At 72.4% G+C, this 16,049-nt stretch carries 10 protein-coding genes and 3 pseudogenes; 6 read left to right on the top strand and 7 right to left on the bottom strand.

Annotated features, from left to right (window positions below; all coding sequences use genetic code 11):
- The first annotated feature begins 16 nt into the window (after positions 1 to 16).
- The 5 genes and pseudogenes from AB0G52_RS27960 to AB0G52_RS27940 form a co-directional block, all read left to right on the top strand.
- On the top strand, positions 17 to 391 hold the full coding sequence (locus AB0G52_RS27960; protein ID WP_361339774.1) for a peptidase inhibitor family I36 protein: 375 nt from the start codon (positions 17 to 19) through the stop codon (positions 389 to 391).
- Positions 392 to 700: 309 nt separating this feature from the next.
- On the top strand, positions 701 to 1,123 hold the full coding sequence (locus tag AB0G52_RS27955) for a peptidase inhibitor family I36 protein (protein ID WP_165939458.1): 423 nt from the start codon (positions 701 to 703) through the stop codon (positions 1,121 to 1,123).
- Positions 1,124 to 1,258: 135 nt separating this feature from the next.
- Entirely contained in the window at positions 1,259 to 1,477 is a 219-nt protein-coding gene (locus AB0G52_RS27950) for a hypothetical protein (RefSeq protein ID WP_361339771.1), read from the top strand.
- 587 nt (positions 1,478 to 2,064) lie between these two features.
- On the top strand, positions 2,065 to 2,430 hold the full coding sequence (locus AB0G52_RS27945; protein WP_132891090.1) for a hypothetical protein: 366 nt from the start codon (positions 2,065 to 2,067) through the stop codon (positions 2,428 to 2,430).
- Positions 2,431 to 2,441: 11 nt separating this feature from the next.
- Positions 2,442 to 2,708: pseudogene (locus AB0G52_RS27940) on the top strand (MFS transporter); the annotation flags it as partial.
- A gap of 57 nt (positions 2,709 to 2,765) precedes the next feature.
- Here the strand turns inward: AB0G52_RS27940 and AB0G52_RS27935 are convergent.
- Both AB0G52_RS27935 and AB0G52_RS27930 read right to left on the bottom strand, forming a co-directional pair.
- Positions 2,766 to 5,567, bottom strand: coding sequence for a hypothetical protein (locus tag AB0G52_RS27935; protein ID WP_361339768.1), 2,802 nt, complete (start codon positions 5,565 to 5,567; stop codon positions 2,766 to 2,768).
- 23 nt (positions 5,568 to 5,590) lie between these two features.
- Positions 5,591 to 8,812: an ABC transporter permease gene (locus AB0G52_RS27930; protein WP_361339765.1), complete on the bottom strand. Its 3,222-nt coding sequence runs from the start codon at positions 8,810 to 8,812 to the stop codon at positions 5,591 to 5,593.
- 432 nt (positions 8,813 to 9,244) lie between these two features.
- Here AB0G52_RS27930 and AB0G52_RS27925 point away from each other — a divergent pair, with 432 nt between their 5' ends.
- Positions 9,245 to 9,427 (top strand): hypothetical protein, encoded by a 183-nt coding sequence (locus AB0G52_RS27925; protein ID WP_132891087.1) that lies wholly within the window; start codon positions 9,245 to 9,247, stop codon positions 9,425 to 9,427.
- A gap of 16 nt (positions 9,428 to 9,443) precedes the next feature.
- Here AB0G52_RS27925 and AB0G52_RS27920 read toward each other — a convergent pair whose 3' ends face one another.
- The 5 genes and pseudogenes from AB0G52_RS27920 to AB0G52_RS27900 form a co-directional block, all read right to left on the bottom strand.
- A complete protein-coding gene (locus AB0G52_RS27920) occupies positions 9,444 to 10,391 on the bottom strand; it encodes a LysR family transcriptional regulator (RefSeq protein WP_132891086.1) in 948 nt (315 codons plus the stop codon).
- A 194-nt stretch (positions 10,392 to 10,585) separates the two neighbouring features.
- Positions 10,586 to 10,981, bottom strand: a pseudogene (locus AB0G52_RS27915) (nuclear transport factor 2 family protein); the annotation flags it as partial.
- Between the two features lie 18 nt (positions 10,982 to 10,999).
- Positions 11,000 to 11,806: an MBL fold metallo-hydrolase gene (locus tag AB0G52_RS27910; RefSeq protein ID WP_361339762.1), complete on the bottom strand. Its 807-nt coding sequence runs from the start codon at positions 11,804 to 11,806 to the stop codon at positions 11,000 to 11,002.
- A gap of 52 nt (positions 11,807 to 11,858) precedes the next feature.
- Positions 11,859 to 12,179: pseudogene (locus tag AB0G52_RS27905) on the bottom strand (DsbA family protein); the annotation flags it as partial.
- A 184-nt stretch (positions 12,180 to 12,363) separates the two neighbouring features.
- Entirely contained in the window at positions 12,364 to 16,026 is a 3,663-nt protein-coding gene (locus tag AB0G52_RS27900; RefSeq protein WP_361339759.1) for a LamG-like jellyroll fold domain-containing protein, read from the bottom strand.
- Positions 16,027 to 16,049 lie beyond the last annotated feature (23 nt).

The following is a 16,049-nucleotide window of genomic DNA, read 5'->3' as shown; positions in this document are numbered from 1 at the left end:
AGCCACGCTTGCCGCGATGACGGGATCGGCGTACGCCGCCGGCCCCACGGGCTCGGAGGCGTGCCCCAGCAACAGCTTCTGTCTGTACTACAACTCGCCGAACGCAGGCTGGGGTTCTTTCGAGCACTGGAGCCCCGCCACGGACCGCGATCTCAGCCAGGACACCTTCAGCAACTGGGCGAACGGCTCCGGCTACGGACAGACCGTCGGTGGTAACGCCGCCGCCGCAGTCAACAACACCGGTCAGACCGTCGCCGTCTACAGCGGCACCAACTGCAGCACGGAGCGGTCCCACAACCCGAACCCCGCGGTGACCTACTTCGCTCCCCATACGTCCGGCCAACTGACCGGCAGCCTCTACAACGGCGCGTGGTCGTTCTGCGGCGACTGACAGGTCGACTGCGGCACCCCGGACGGCCCTCTATGCGGGTTGTCATGGCAACCGTGTCGGCCACGCTCGTCGGAATGACCGAATCGGCCTGCGCCACCGTCCGCAAAGGGCGGAATCCTGCCCAGAAGCGGCGTCTGCCACTACTACAACTCGCCGTAGTAAGTCCGGCGTTACTGCGTACACCGGAGCCCGGACGGCCACCCTGCCTCAGCGAGTTCATGTTCAGCAGCTGGGGTAACGGCTCCGGCTACGGTGTCCGCCTCGGCGGCAACGCAGCCTTGTCACATGAAATCTGTTTCAGGAGGATCAATGAAACGCAAGCTCGTGTACGGCCTGATCTCCGTGGCGACTGCGGCCACCTCGCTCATCGGGATGACCGGCTCCGCCTATGCCGCGGGTCCGGGCGGTGCCGAGACCTGCCCTAGTGGCTCCTTCTGCCTGTACTACAACTCACCCGGCGCGGGCTGGGGGGCGTTCGAGCACTGGAGTCCAGGCTCGTTCAGCGATTTGAGCCAGTTCACCTTCAGTAACTGGGGCAACGGCTCGGGTTACGGCCAGACCGTCTACAAGAACGCGGCCTCGGTGGTGAACAACACCTCCTACTCTTGGAACATCTGCGTCCCCGCCGCTCCGCCCAACAACATGAACTGCGGAATACCCATTGCTCCGGGATACGCCGGAAGTCTGCCCAGCGCCGCCTACAACAAAGACATCGCGATGTTCATCAACTAACAGGAGCCCTCACGGAAGCCCGCCCCGCATCGGCACACTGCCTTCCCAAGGGGCAGACGAGTACGTGCCGTTTTCGACCGCTCTGCTCGTGACGGGCTGTCGATCCATATTGCCCCGGCGTTCATCCCGACGGACGTGACCGCACCGCCGATGGCGTCGGCTCTGCTCACGCTCGACGCCAACCGTCGGGATGCGTCCGCTTCGAAAGGCGTCCGCTTCATGATGACTCGCCGTATTTCCCTGCGATCCGCTCTCGCCGCCTTCGGTGTCGGTGCCGCGATTGCTCTGAGCTTCATGATGAGCAAGAGCTCAACCCGACCGCTACCGACAACGGCCAATGCACCTTCATTCTGACGGACAACGGCGCCGAGATCTGGCGTTCCAACGGCGCTGGCTCCAACTGGTGGTACGACGGACCGGGCCATAAGATCTGCGCGCTCGTCTATGACCCCGCCCTTCTCAGAGGCAGCGCCCTGGGCGTCTGCAACTGAAGCCATCGAACGCCGCCACGCCGAGGGCTGGGGACGCATTGCCGTCAGCGCCGGGACATGACCTCGCCGGCTTCTCCCGGTCCGGTGTGCACTGCGGCACCGGAACCTCTTCTTCACTGTGCAGCTACGCACTCCACACGATGGGTTACTGGTCCTGTATATCGCCGTGGAATGCACCCCGCGTCCTCATACCCGTCGCATCGCCCGCCAGGCGTCGAGCTGGCTGTCGGCAGAAACGAGGTATGCCATCCCCAGGGGCACAGCTGCTGTGGCGGTGACAGGCAGACGCCAGATCGCCGCGGTCGCCGCTGCCGTGACCATGACGGTCGCCCGCATCGGCCTGGCGACCGGAGAGGCGTATACGGCCGGCCCCGTCGACGAACTACGGCGGCGAGACCCCCGCAGCCTCCGTCTCCTGACATCCCCTCACCTTCGGAAGGAATCTGCTTCATGCTGTCTCACCGTACGGCCCTGCGTTCCGCCATCGCCGTCCTCGGCTTCGGTGCCATGGTCACCCTGTCCGCGTCGCCCGCATTCGCCGCCAACGAGGGCGATCACTGGATCCACACCTATGACTGCACCGCCGACCAGGAGATCCAACTGAAGTTCGTCGACGGCGCCTGGCATGACGAGCAAGAGCTCAACCCGACCGTTGCTGCTCCCGGTTGCCGGTTCATCCTGACGGACAACGGCAGGGAGATCTCCGACACCACCGGCGCAGGCTCTGGTTGGTGGCCCGACGGCCCAGGTCACTACATCTGCGCCCTGGTCTCCGATTCCGGAGCCCAGTCCGCCGTCCGCGGCATCTGCAACTGACCTCGCAACCCGACTCCGTCGGCGGCGGCATCGCCGTCGCCGAGCAGGTCGCCAAGAACCCCCAGGGCGGTGCCGAGCAGGCCCAGGCCCTGCTGGGAACAGTGCACGAGTCCTTCGCCCGCGCCATCGCCCACACCAGCCTCATCGGCGGGACCATCATGGCCGCCGGAACCCTGATCGTCGTCGCCGTCCTGCCGGGCCGCAAGCACACCACCGAGCACGGTGAGGCAGCAGCGCCGCCGGCGACCGAGGAGCAGACCGAGACCGTGGGCGCCTGAGCCTTGTACACCGGAGGGGCGGCGCAGGTCCGGGGTCGCGTGCAACACACCGCGCCGTCACGGAAGGCGCAGTACGGCCCCCAGTCCGCGCCTGCGGGCCAGTACGGACTCGGTGACCGCCGCGGCCAGGATCAGCGCGGTCACGCCGGCGACGAGGGCGACGGTCAGCGCGTAGTCGGTGCGCAGCGCCGGCTGCCCGGGGCCGCCGGTGAACTGCTGCAGGTCCAGTGTCGCCGCCATGAGCCGCGGTTCGAGCAGCCCGACCAGGGTGCCGCCCACCGCGGAGGCGACCGCCAGCGGCAGCAGTTGCAGGAAGTGCAGCGCCCCGGCCTCCGTGACGCCCAGTCCCAGAGTGCGCAGGAACGAGGTGGTACGGCTGCGCTCGTGGGAGGTGAGAGTCAGCTCCAGGACGAGCGCGAGCAGGCCCGACAGGGCGGCCAGGAGCGAGGCGACGGTGTAGATCGTGCCGACTCCCCGTGTCAGCCCGTCCGTGCGCAGGGTCCGGAGCGTCTCGGCGCGGACCTGGATCCGGGCCGACGGCCCGAGCGCCCTGGCCGCCGCCGACCGCAGCGCAGCGGGTTCGGCGGTGCCGGGTCCGTCGCTCTTCAGGAGCAGGACGGTGGTGCCCGAGGGCTGCGGGGGTATCGGCTGCCCGGCCGCGGCGGTGGTGATCAGGAGCGGCGTCCCGGGCGCGAGCCGCGCCGTGACCGGCCCGAGCAGGGGGTCGCGCAGTTCCGCGGTGGTGAGAGTGCCGACCGGTGCGAAGACCAGGTTCGCCGGCCGCTGCCCGTCGGGCACGACCGTGGCCGTGAAACCGCCGGTGCGTTCTCTCGCCCGCAAGCCGGGTGAGAGGAGGGAGGGCAGCGGGGCGTTCGTACCGGCTCGTGTTCCCGTCGCGGTGGCCGACAGGGACCGCATGGCGAGCGTCAGCGGCGACTTCGGGGCGACGGCGGCCAGTTGGCGGGGATCGACGGTGATCACGGCGACCTGGGAGATGACCGCGCCGTCGGTCCGGCCCGTCAGGTCGAGGGTGTACAGGTGCTGGAGGGCGGTCCGTGTGCCGGAGGCGGCTCCCGGTGCGTAGGGCACGGTCCCCGCCACGGTCGCGCTCGCGTCGGCCCCGGTGGTCCAGGCCGCACCCGTGGCCAGGCCGTCGTCGATCGTACGGTGCACGAGCCCGCCGAACACGGCCGTCCCCAGGGTCAGCACCAGGACGAACAGGGCCAGCCCGGTCGCCGGGGCGTCGTGCGCGGCCCGGGCCGCCCCGACGAAGCCCACGGCACCCCGGCCACGCCGGGTCCGCCGCAGCACCAGGCGCAGCACGAGCGGGTAGATCCGCAGCAGGACGAGTACGACGGTCAGCGCCACCAGAACCGGCACCGCGCCCAGAATCCCGTCGGGGCCCTGCGCACGCAGCGCGACCACACCCGCCGCCGTGCAGACGAGCACCGTCAGCTCCAGGACCACGCGCCGGCCGGTGGCGAGGTTCCGGCGTGAGCGCCGCAACCGGCCGGGTCCCCGCGGCTCGCGGACCGCGAGCCAGGTCATCAGCGGCACCGTCAGCGCCACCACCGCGGCGGTGAGGGCGGCGGTCGCGGGTCGCGGTGATCCCGAGGTCCCGGTGGGAGCGAGGGCCCCGCCGGCCGCCCAGCCGAGCAGCGCGGCGATCAGTACCACCGGCCAGGCCACGGCACAGCGCAGCAGCACCAGCCGTCCGGTGGACGCGCCCCGCGCGCGCTGCAACCGCAGGTGCGCCCGCCTTCGGCGCAGCAGCAGGCGGACGGCGACGGTGACGGTGGCCAGCGCGACGGCGGCGACCGCGTCGACGGCGAACGTCGCCAGCCCCCTGGCCTGCCGGTCCTGAGCGGTGAAGTCGGCGAGCAACGGCGACAGCGCGTCGGTCACCAGCAGGGGCCCGGTGGCCTGGCCGCCGACGAGGCAGCCGAGGTCACCGGTGATCGGGTCGGACCCCTGACACAGGTCGGCGCTGAGGTCCGCGCTGTAGTGCGACAGCGGCCCGGTCAGCGCGCGGGCCTTGTCCAGTGCCGCCCCGGTCAGGTCGGCGCGCACCTGCCAGGTCACCCGCGGGCCGCCCACACCGGCGCCGGCCAGCAGGTCGGCCGCGTCGAGGCCGACGAGGCCGCGGGCGGCGAGCACCGTGCCGGCGGAGTGCTCGGCCGGGTAGCGCGACGGCTGGTCCAGCGTCTCCCGGCCGGTCCAGAAGCCGTCGGCCGCGGCCTTGGGGCGGTAGAGCCCGCTCACCAGCAGGCGTGCCCGCGGCGGGGCGCTCTGCACCCCGAGCGTCTTGGCGAACTCGAGGGTCAGCAGGCTGCCGGCCCGGACACCGAGCGCCCGCGCGGTGGCCTCCGACAGACCGATCTGGGGCGGGGTGCCGAGCGGTGTGTCGTCGGCAGGGGCGTGGCCGCTGACGTAGCGCAGGTGGGCCCGCGCGGCCGGCAGATGACTGACGGCCAGCTCGGTGCTGGTGTCGGCGGGTCCCGGCGGCCGGGGGGAGACCAGGGACGCGTCGTTGTAGTCGTAACCGTCGCCGGTGACGGTGACATGGCGCGCACCGGGGCCGCCGAGCCGCTCGGCGAGGGTGGCGCCGGAGCCGAGCAGGTCGGCCATGTGCACGGCGGGCGGCACGGTGCCGAAGACCTCGGGTGTGGTGCTCACGCTGATCAGGGGCGCCCCGGCCGTCGTGGCGTCGGCGCGCTGCCGCAGCGCCCGGTCCTCCTGACCGCCCGCGAAGACGGGGGCCCAGGCGCACAGTGCCGTCAGCGCCAGGACCACCACCGCCAGGCAGGCCAGCAGCGGCAGGTCGCCGCGGGTCTCCTCGCGCACCAGACGCCGCGTCACCGCGGCGCTCCCGTTCACGGGCCTCAACGGTCCTCCCCTGCGCGCAGCACCCGTACCAGGTCCACCCGGGACAGCAGGCGGGCCAGCGCCAGGACGACCGCGCTGATGGCCACGGCGGTCGCCACGGCCGTCAGTGTCACGGTGCCCCACGGCACGACCTGCGGCAGCGGTGGATAGGGGGCCTGTCCGCTGTCGTCGACGGTGACCAGGGGCAGCACCGCCAACGCGAGCGCCAGGCCCATCAGCACCCCCGGGACCACCGCGAACATCGCCAGACCCAGCTGCTCGGCGCCGAGCAGCGCGGACAGGCTTCCGGTTCGGACCCCGATCGCCCGCAGCAGGGCGAACTCCTTGCGCCGCTGCCGGGTGGAGACCACCGCGTGCACTGTGAAGGCGATGACCGCGAAGCCGGGGGCCAGATACCGCACCAGTTCCAGCACCCGGCGCAGTCCGCTGCGGAACGGGTCGGCCCGCAGGGACGCGGCGGCGCGCGCTGTCGTGGTGACGCGGCCCAGCGCGGGCTGGGCCTCGGCGGCGGCGGCCGTGCGCGCGCTGTCGGTGCTGCTGAGCCACCAGAACGCGGGATCCTCCTGGTCGGCACCGGACCGCGTCAGCGCGGCGGCGAGCCGACGCTGGTCGGCGATCAGATGCCCCTGCCCGCGGCCCAGTCCGGGCAGCGAGTCGACCCGGCCCACGATTCTGACAGTGATGCGGGAGCCGCCCAGATCCAGCGTGGTGGTGCTGCCCACGCCCAGGCGCGCGTCGTGCAGCGTGGCGGCGTCCGCGCGCACGGGCAGCGGCGCGGGCGGGCCGGCCGGTGCCGCCACGAGCCGCACCCGGCTGCCGGGCCGCGTGTCGTAGTCGCTGTCGGCAAGCTCGCCGAAGGCGTCGTCGCCGGCCTGGGAGCGCCGGATGCCGGTGCTGACGGTGGTCCGCAACACCACGGAGCCGCCACGGACGACCGAGCACACCCCGGGGACGCCGGGACCGTAGCCGCCGGTCGGTTTTCCTTCACAGGCGCCCGCGGTGGCCTCGGAGGCGTGGTCCGTGCCGTCGGCCCAGACCTGTCCGCCGGGCAGCCGGGTGACCCAGGTGTCCGTGCCGGCGCGCGCACCCACCCGGACCAGTTCCAGATCGATCCGCGCGGGACGCACGCCCGGTTGCGGCAGGACGCCGACGGCGGTCACCGTCAGCGGGTACTCCCGCCGGTGACCGCCGCTCAGCGCCACGTCGAGCGGTACGACGACGGTGTGCCTGGCTCCGTCGGCGGCGGGCAGCCGGGCCGGCACCGTGCTGACGAGGCCCGACGCGTCCTGCACGGTCAGTTCCAGGCTCGGCGCGGCCCGGCTGCCGTCGCTGCTCAGCCGCTCGTCGAGGAGCACTGCGGTCCGCCGCCCGGGCAGCCGTATCCCGGCGACGGCCGGCGACGGGGTGCGGGGAGCGGGTCCGCCGACCGTGCCGACCAGGTTCTCGGTGGCCCCGCCGGGCAGCGTCACCGTCGACTGCGTCACCGGCGTCACGGCGGTCACCGCGGGCAGCGCCCGATAGGCCGTGCCCAGGACGGGGGAGGGGTAGCCGTCGGCCGCCGACGGGGAGATCCGCACGTCCGCGCCGACGGCGAACGCGGCTTGCTCATAAGCCAGTTGGCCCAGGCAGGCCAGCGCGGTGGTGGCGAAGGCGCTCACCGACACGGCCATGCACATCAGCACCACCGGTCCCGCGTTGCGCGCCGCCCGCCGGCTCAGCTGCCAGCCGGCCAGTGCGGGCACGAAGCCCCGGCTGCGCCTCCCGAACGCGTCCAGCAGCAGGGAGGTCAGCGGCAGCAGTCGTAACAGCAGGAGCGCGGCGGCGCCGGCCACCAGAGTCGGCACCACGACCAGCACCGGGTCCGCGGCGGCGGCGCCGGTGCCCAGGCCGGCGAGCAGCGAGTGGTGCCGCCGCAGCTCCAGATAGCCCAGGACCGCGACGGCCAGCAACGCCAGGTCGGCGCCGAGGCGCTGCGCGGCGGCGGCCCGTGCGCCGCGCGCCGGTCGCGACCGCGCCGACGGCAGCACGGGCAGCAGCACCGCCGCGGCGTGCACCAGAAGGGTCAGGGCCACCGCCGCGTACGCGCCGGTGCCCAGTGCACCGGGATGCAGCAACCGGGCCAGGCAAGGCGCGGCGACGGCGGCCGGGAGGCCGGTGAGCGCCCACTCGGCCGCCGCCCCGCGCAGCAACCGCAGGGTGCCTGCTCCTCTGGCCCGCTGGAGGACCAGCTCGTCGCGTCGGCGCTCCGTCAGCTGACGAGCGGCCAGCACCAGGGTGGCCAGGGCGAGGGCCGCCAGCAGCACGCCCGGCAGGTACAGCGAGGACCGGGCCGCCACCATCGGCACCGTCAGGTCGTCGATCGCCCCCGGCAGTCCGGAGACCACGGTCAGGTCGGCCAGGGACGGCTGCCGCCCGCGGAACACCGACACCCGGCTCTGACTGCCCGAGAAGGCACGCAGCCGGTCGTGCAACCCGGCCAGACTGCCCGCGTCGAGACGGGAGTAGCCCGGCTGCACGCTCCAGCGTGCCGTCAGCTGTCCGTTCAGGGCGGCGCTGCCGTTGAGGTCCGCCGCCGACACCACCAGCAGGTGCTGGTCGGCGGTCTCCCCCTGGGTCAGGTCGCCGGCCATCGCGGGCCAGAACCCGACGGCACCGGTCGCCCGGTAGACCCCGGTGATGCGTACGGTCAGGGCGCGCCCGAAGGAGTCCCGCACCTGGATGCGGGAACCGGCCCCGACGCCCAGCCGCCTGGCCAGCGCGTCGGGCACCGCCGCGTCGACCGGGGCGGTGGCGCCGGTGGCGGCCCGGACGTCGGCGAGCGAGGTGAACGCACCGGCCGGGGCGTCGGCCGTACCGGCGGGCCACCGCCCGGCGACCAACCTCCCGAACCTGCCCCCGTCCTGCACCGCCACCGGGTGCAGCCCGCTCCCGCCGGGGCCGCGCGGCGGTCCGGCCACCCCGTCGATCCCCGTCACCGAGACCGGTGACATGCCGAGCAGCCCCACGTACGTCCGTTGGGGCACGCCGGCGAACACCCGCGCGGCGGCGGCCCGCACCTCGCGGTCGGCGGCGGCCATTCCGCCGGCCCGGTAGGACGCCGAGACCGTCACCTGGGCGTCCGGGTCGGCAGCGAGCCGCCGTACGGCCCCCGCCTGCACCGAACCACCGGCCAGAGCCGCGAGCGCGGCCAGCGCGGTCGCACACAGCAGAACGGTCACCGCGACGGCGGTGAGTACCAGCCCGTGCTGCGCGGCCCGCCTGACAGCGGCGGGAATCCGCTGCCGGACCGGGCGCGGGCCACCGGGGCGTGGCCGCGACGAGGACGTGACGGCCGTGGCGACCACATGAACCCCCGCAGAATCGAACATGTGACGGTGACGGCGCGCCACAGTCCTACCAGGCATCACCCCAGCCACACAAGAATCGCTGATCCGCCGACTGCCGGCGATGCCGTCACCGTGCCGTGTCGACACGGCATCCACGGACCAGCGGGGCCGCGGGCGGCCCATAGTCGTCCCGATCCGCTAGTCGTCCCGATTGGCACGCCGCTGGTCCGACCGCCGGCGGGTGCGGCGCGTCGCAGCATGCCGAGCGCTGTTCAACGCCCCCGCAGGCATGTCCGCTCCCGTCCGCCGTCCCCTGGAGTCACCATGCCTGCCTCCGTCCCGCCGTCCGCCGTCGCGGTGGACGATGCCGCGCCGTCGCCCGTCGCCGTCACCGGCCCCGCCCACCTGCTGGGGCCGGCCACCGCCCTCCTCGCGGCGGGGCTCCTCGCGGCCCGCCGTCGCGTCGGTGCCGTCGGCCCCCGGCCGTCGCCGGAGCGGACGGTCTGACGCGTGGTGGTGCCGGTCAGCTCGGCGGGTCCGCGCGCCGCACGAGGTCGTCGCCGCCGTCGCCCGTCAACGTCGCCCCCACCTCCGCCGCCTTCTGCCGCAGCCAGATGTGCGCGGCGTCCTGGGCGTGCACCGGGTGCCACCACATCGCCTCCCGCACCGGTACGGCTTCGAACGGGAAGGGCAGGACGCGGACCGCGGCGGAGCGCACCGCCGTACGGGCCAGGCGTTCCTGGATCATCCCGATCCGGTGGGTGCCCTCGATCATGTGGGGCAGCAGCTGGAAGGTCTGCACGGAGACCTCGACGCGCGGGCTGATGCCGATCATGCTGAGCTGCCGGGCGGCCGGGGCGTCGTAGGGGCGTTGGTAGACGGCCCAGGGCAGCCGGGCGAGGTCGTCCAGGGTGAGTTCGTCGCCGACCTCGGGGTGGTCTTCGGCGACCAGGCACAGCCAGCGGTCGCTGAAGAGGTCGACCGCGGGGAGGCCGTCGATGACGCCGTGCGGCATCAGCAGTCCGTCGACGGTGCTCAGCACGGTCGCGGTGTTCTCCACAACGGAGGGCGCCGGGTGCCGGAAGGCGAGCCGGACACCGGGCGCCTCCCGGTGCAGGGCACGGGCCAGGGCGGCCCCGAACACGGCCGCCCCGTAGTCCGACGCGAGCAGGGTGAACTCGCGGCTCTCGGCCGCCGGGTCGAAGTCGGCCTGACTGGCGAAGACCCGCTCCAGCAGGTCGCACGCGGTGGCGCTGCGGTCGCGCAGGGCGGTGCCCAGCGGAGTCAGTTCGTAGGAGTTGCCGGTCCGGGCGAGCAGTTCGTCGTCGAAGTGGCGCCGCAGCCGGGACAGCGCCGCGCTCATGGCCGGCTGGCTGAGCCCGACGCGCTCCCCGGCCCGGGTGACGTTGCGCTCCTCCAGCAGCGCGCGGAGGGCGACGACCAGGTTCAGGTCGAGTCGGGACAGGTTCATCGGACACCGCCGGCACGGAGAGGGAATTCGTAGTGTGGATGCACGTCATCCACGGGATTCATTGCCGCGATCTGCGGTTCCGGTTCACAGTAGACCGGAATCGAGCGGGAGGACATCTCATGGCAACGTCGAAGAGGCCCTCATGGTCACCGTCGACTGCGCCGCTCGGACGTGGGTCGTCCGTGGAGTCCGTCTCAGTCGGTCATGGCCTCGCGTACGAGGGCGCTGTCGACGAACTGCTCGAAGCGGACGACGAGTCCGCCCCGTACGACGAAGTGGTGGGCCACCCGCACGTCGATCGGCCTGCCGGTGGCCCTGTTCGTGGCGGTGTAGCGGGCGAGGACGACGACGTTCTCGCCGTCCACGACGTAGGTGTCGTCGTGGGCGGTCCAGCCGTCCCAGTCCTGGCCGAGCTTCTCCATCACGTTGGCGGTGACGCCGTCGGGGGTGCGGTAGGTGCCGGCGAGGGGGAAGCCGGCCATCTCCGTCCACTCCACGTCGGGGGCGAGAGTGGCCCGCAGGGCCGCCAGGTCGCCCGCCGCGGAGGCGAGGTACTGGCGGCGTACGACGTCGGCCGGGGCCGTGGAGGTGGGTGAGGTCGCTCATGGTCAGCCCCACTTCATCTCCCCCTTGGCGACCTTCGAGCCGATCTGGGCGGCGATGAGCATGCCGTTGTCGGGGTAGCGCTTGACGAGGGCGTCGTTCAGCGCGGCGCCGTCGGCGGCCTTGCCGAGTTCCTCCTCGAAGGCGACGAGGTAGTCACGGGTGGCGGTGATGGCGGAGGCGTCGGCCGCGGTCCCGGGCAGGCGGTGGCCGGGGACCACCAACTCCGGGTCGAGGGCGGCCATCTCGTCCAGGAGGTCGAGCCAGGCGGCGCGGTCGCCGGGGGCGGGGGTGTCGGCGACCCAGACGTGCTCCTGCTGGAAGAGCAGGACGCCGCCGAGGAGGGCGCGGTGTTCGGCCTGCCAGAGGTAGTGGCGGTCGGGCAGGCCCGCGGGGCCGCCCCTGAGCTCGAAGCGGTGGCCTTCCAGGATGAGGTCGCCGGTGAGCGGAGTGAGGTCGACCAGGCGGGTGGGGAGGTTGGGGCCGAGGGCCGCCCAGGCCTTGAGCTTGCCCGCGTAGGAGTGCTGGATGTGCTCGATGACGATCGGGGTGGCGACGAAGGTCGCCTCGGGGAAGGCGTCGGCGATGACTTCGGCGCCGAAGTAGAAGTCGGGGTCGGCGTGCGAGACGAAGACCGTGGTCAGCGTCTTGCCGGAGTCGAGGATCTCGGCGGCCAGGCGGTGGCCGTCGGCGCGGGTGAAGGCGGCGTCGACGAGGAGGGCCTCCTGCTCGCCGGTGACGAGGGTGGCGGTCTTGTTCTTGCTGCCGGCCGGGAAGTCCAGGTCGAGGACCTTGAAGGAGAGGGCGCTCACGATGGCTCCTTGGGGAGGGGATGACAGGGGTGGGGACGGGATGCCGGTGGGATCAGTGACCGCGCTGGGCGGCGAGCTTCCGGTCGACTTCGTCGGCGGTGGCACGGCCCAGGGCCAGGGGGGTGACGACGGCGTCGGCGTCGAGTCCGGCGTCCTCGGCGATCGTGCGGTACGTCGCGGGGTCGGACAGGCTCAGCCTGTCGACGTAGAAGGCGTCCTGGACGGCGGTGGCCAGGTGTGCGGCGCGCTCGGGGGCCGTCGCGCGCAGGGCGGCGACGCCGCGGGCGGCGGCCACGGAGTCCATCACGAACGAGCCGTCGGCGATCAGCCGCTCGTATGCCTCGTCGAACACGGCGCCCGTCAGCTCGCAGACCAGCTTCATCGGAAAACCTCGGCCGGGGTGGTGCGCTCGCCGGGTGCGAGCAGTTCTCCTGATGAAACAGTAACTGACTCGTCAGATATTTCGCCGAGTGTGTGACGCCGGACACATGGAAGCCGTGCGGCCACGGGCGGCGGGTGCACCCACCGCCCGCGGCCGTCACCTCATGGCCGTCACCTCATCGCACCACCCGCGCGTACGGCGCGACGGCGATCCGGTCGATCAGCGGCGCGTAGCGGGAGCGGAGCAGGACGCCCGGGAAGGTGTCCGAGGCGTAGGTCGTGCCGTCGAAGTTCGGCAGTTCCTCGGAGCGGAAGCTGATCGTGTTCTGTCCCTTCCGCAACTGGACCGGGACCGTCAGCTCCCAGAAGTTGTCCTGGTGGAACGTGTGCGGGAAGCCGACGCGGTGCGCCGCACCGCCGTTGACGCTGATGTCCGCGTGACGGGCCAGCGGGTCCGGGTTGTAGTGCGTCGCCTCGGACTGCTCCGGGTTGGAGTAGCGGATGCGCAGCGCGTACAGGCCGGCCGTGTCCGCGGCGACCGTGAACGTCGCGGTGTTGCCGTTGCCGGGGTCGCCGCCGATGCCGGTGATCGCGGTGCCGTCGGTGGCCAGCGGCAGCGGGGTCAGCGTGGCCGTGCCCGCGAGCCTGGCGTCCTGCGCCTCGTACGTACGCGTCCTCAGCGTGCCGTCGGTGGGCGTGACCGTCAGCCGGTCGACCAGCGTGGTGTCCGAACCACCGGTCACCGTCACCTTGTTGACGCCGCCCGAGAGGGAGACGGCGACCTTGTGCCTGGACCTGGTCACGTGCAGGACGTCGTGCCCGTTGACGGACAGCCGGGCGTCCGCGGCGCCGAGGGTGTCGACGCCGAGGGTGGCCTCGCGGTCGGCGGGGGAGTAGACCCAGAACGTGGCCGTCTGGTCCTTCGCGACCCGGACCGCGCCGGAGCCGGTGGCGGGGGCCGGGGTGTGCTTCGGCAGGTCGTAGACCGGGTGGGCCCCGCCCCTCGTCCACGCCAGCTCGCCCTCGTAGACCTGGGTGGCGGCCGACGCGTCCGGCAGGGACAGGGTGAGCCGGTCGACGATGGCGTCGCCCTGGGTGGCGCGCCTGCCGTCGAGGCTCCGCGCGGCGAGCGTCAGGGTGTGCCTGCCCTTGGTGAGGTGCACGGTCGTGTCGGTGTGGTCCCACACCACCCACTTGTAGCCGAGCGGCAGGTACAGCTCCTGCTCGCCGGCGGCCTGGCCGTCCACCCGCAGGAACACGTTGGTCGGGCCCTGGTCCTTCACCTTGTCGAAGGTGTTGAGGGAGTTGGCGAAGACACTCAGGTCGTAGGTGCCGTCCTCGGGCACGTCGACGGCGAAGTCGAGCGTGACGTCCGAGCCGGTGCGCAGGCCGCCGACGTCGTAACCGCCGGAGGTGTAGAACTTCGACACGTCGCCCGTCGAACCCTCGGGGCCGTTCTTCGAGTAGCCGGACCCGGTGTGGGCGGCGTCCTCCGCCTCGTACGACCCCTGCCAGCGCACCGGTGCGGACCGGGTGCGCTGCGCCCTCCCCGCAGGGCTGAGGACGATCTCGTACGCCGAGGACTCCTTGAGCCGCGGCAGTGCGCCGTCGCCGAAGTCGACGACGACCTTCCCGTCGGCACCGACCTTCAGGTTCGTCTCGGTCAGCAGCTTCGGTCCGGGGTTGTCACCTATCTGACCGCTCCAGTCGATCTCGCTCACCCAGGCGTGCACGCGGTCCCCGAAGACCTTCCTGGGGACGCCCGCGAAGGTGATGTGCCCCTTGCCGGCGGACCCGCCGAAGAGCAGCCGGGACTGCTTCTTCTTCTCGTCCAGCGTGGCCACGCCCTGCATGGTGTAGTTCCGGCCCGGGAACGGCGGGGTCACCGCCACCGTGTGCCCGCTCATCGAGGCGTACGAGTGCAGCAGCCACCACTGCCCATTGCCCCGGTTGGACTGCACCGCGGAGTCGGAGAGGTTGCCGTCGATGTTCCAGTACGCGATGTCGGCGTCCACCTTGGACTCCTCGATCGCGGACACCCACTGGATCATCTGGCCGGGGACGGAGGTGTGGTAGTTGAAGGCGTACTCGTTGATGTTGACGGGCAGTCGGGTGCCCTCGCGGTCGGTGCCCTTGAACAGGTCCTTCTCCCAGGCCCGGTACGTGGCGACGCTCTGGCGCACCGCCTCGGGATGGCTCAGCTCGTGCCAGGTGATCACGTCGGGCAGCGTGCCGGCGGCCAGGGTGTGCGTGAGGAAGCCCCTCACCTGGTCGTACAGGACGCTGGTGTTGGGTCCGGCGATGCGGGCGTCCGGCATCCTGCCCTTGATCAGCTTGTAGGCGGAGTCCCAGGCGGCGAAGTAGTCCTTGGGATCGGTCAGCCAGCTGACCCTGTCGTAGCTCCATTCGCCGGTGCCGAACATGTTGCCCTCGGGCTCGTTGAACGGCACGAACACGATGTTGTCCTGGTACCGCTTCGGCAGCCGCAGCACCTGGTCGACCTGCTGGGCGAGCTTCTCCTCGTAGAGCTTGAGCCTCTCTTGCGGGGTGGCGCCCGGCCACTCGTAGGGGAAGCCGCGGTGGATGTCCGTCATGTAGATGTACACATCACCGTCGGTGGAGTCGGCCAGCGGCCTCACCACGTCCAGCGCGTCGGCGCCCGGGTGCTGCGGGCCGTCCTGCGCCTTGGTGGAGACGGTGCGCAGGCCCATGCCCTCGATGAGGTTGTTGGTGGGGACGTCCGGTCCGTACACGCCGTAGAGGGTGCCGGAGGCGCCGCCGTGGAAGGCGCCGGTGTCCGAGGCGAGGTCGACGGTGAGGGCTCCCTCGCGGACCACGGTGACGGTCGCCTCCAGCGCGTGCCCGGCCGCGGTGCCGGCCACCGTGAAGGTGCCCTCCTGGGCGTACTTCCCGGGCGGTACGGTCTCCCAGACGACGGGCGTGTCGCGGTCGTAGCCGTCGGAGAAGGACGCGCGCACGGAGCCGGGCAGGGACGGGGCGGTCCCGGTCGTCGTACGGACGTCGAACGACGTCTGCGAGAGCCGGTCCAGGGTGGGCACGGCCTTGACCGTACCGGCCACCTGCTCGGCGGTGAGCGCCGCGTGCCAGACCGTGAAGTCGTCGATCACACCCTTGAGCAGCGGATCCGGGTAGAAGGACCTGCCGATGTAACCGGCCGCCGTGGCCGAACCGTCCAGCAGGTCCGTGGCCCTGACGGTGGTCGCGGCGGAGGAGACGGCCACGCCGTCGAGGTAGGTGGTGACCCGGTGGGCGGCGGTGTCGAGGGTGACCGTCACCGTCCGCCAGCCGTCGGCGGGCAGCGGCGCGTAGCCGGAGACCTGTGCCTCCGCGCCCGAGCCGCCGGTGGTCACGGCGGTGCGCAGTACCCCGCCGTTGGACGGCGTCGTGAACAGGTACCTGCCGGTGTCGGTGCCCAGGTCGAAGAGGCGTTGCCAGGCCGACGTGTCGTCGCCCCACTTCACCCGGGCCGAGACCGTCAGGTCGGTCGCGTCGCCGAGTACTTCCCGGGGGAGGCGGACGTACGCGCCGTCGGAGGTGGGCGCGCCGCCGGGCAGGGACAGCGCCTTGCCGACGCCGTCCGATCCCGCGACGGAGCGGGCGGTCGAGCCGTTGACCAGGGTCGCCGTCAGGCCGTTGCCGGAGCTGTCCGTGATCCTTCCGGTGGAGAGGTCGTCCTGGTCGAAGGTGTAGTGGGCGGCGGGCCGGGGCGTCCCGGCGGCCTGGGCGGGGACCGCCGGCGCGGCCAGCAGGCCCGCTCCGAGAGCCAGTGCCATGGCGGCCGGGGCCCGGCGCCGAGGGGATCTGTCAGCGGGTGGCATGGATTGCGTCCTCAATCCTCGTA

This window comes from Streptomyces sp. NPDC021562, from assembly GCF_040640875.1.
In the GTDB taxonomy this organism is placed as follows: Bacteria; Actinomycetota; Actinomycetes; order Streptomycetales; family Streptomycetaceae; genus Streptomyces.
This window is presented reverse-complemented; position numbering and strand designations above follow the sequence as displayed.

Bases quoted from the DNA above. Each gene is read 5' to 3' on its own strand.
- AB0G52_RS27960 (WP_361339774.1), top strand. From the start codon at position 17: ATGACGGGATCGGCGTACGCCGCCGGCCCCACGGGCTCGGAGGCGTGC.
- AB0G52_RS27955 (WP_165939458.1), top strand. From the start codon at position 701: ATGAAACGCAAGCTCGTGTACGGCCTGATCTCCGTGGCGACTGCGGCC.
- AB0G52_RS27945 (WP_132891090.1), top strand. From the start codon at position 2,065: ATGCTGTCTCACCGTACGGCCCTGCGTTCCGCCATCGCCGTCCTCGGC.
- AB0G52_RS27925 (WP_132891087.1), top strand. From the start codon at position 9,245: ATGCCTGCCTCCGTCCCGCCGTCCGCCGTCGCGGTGGACGATGCCGCG.
- AB0G52_RS27920 (WP_132891086.1), bottom strand. From the start codon at position 10,391: ATGAACCTGTCCCGACTCGACCTGAACCTGGTCGTCGCCCTCCGCGCG.
- AB0G52_RS27900 (WP_361339759.1), bottom strand. From the start codon at position 16,026: ATGCCACCCGCTGACAGATCCCCTCGGCGCCGGGCCCCGGCCGCCATG.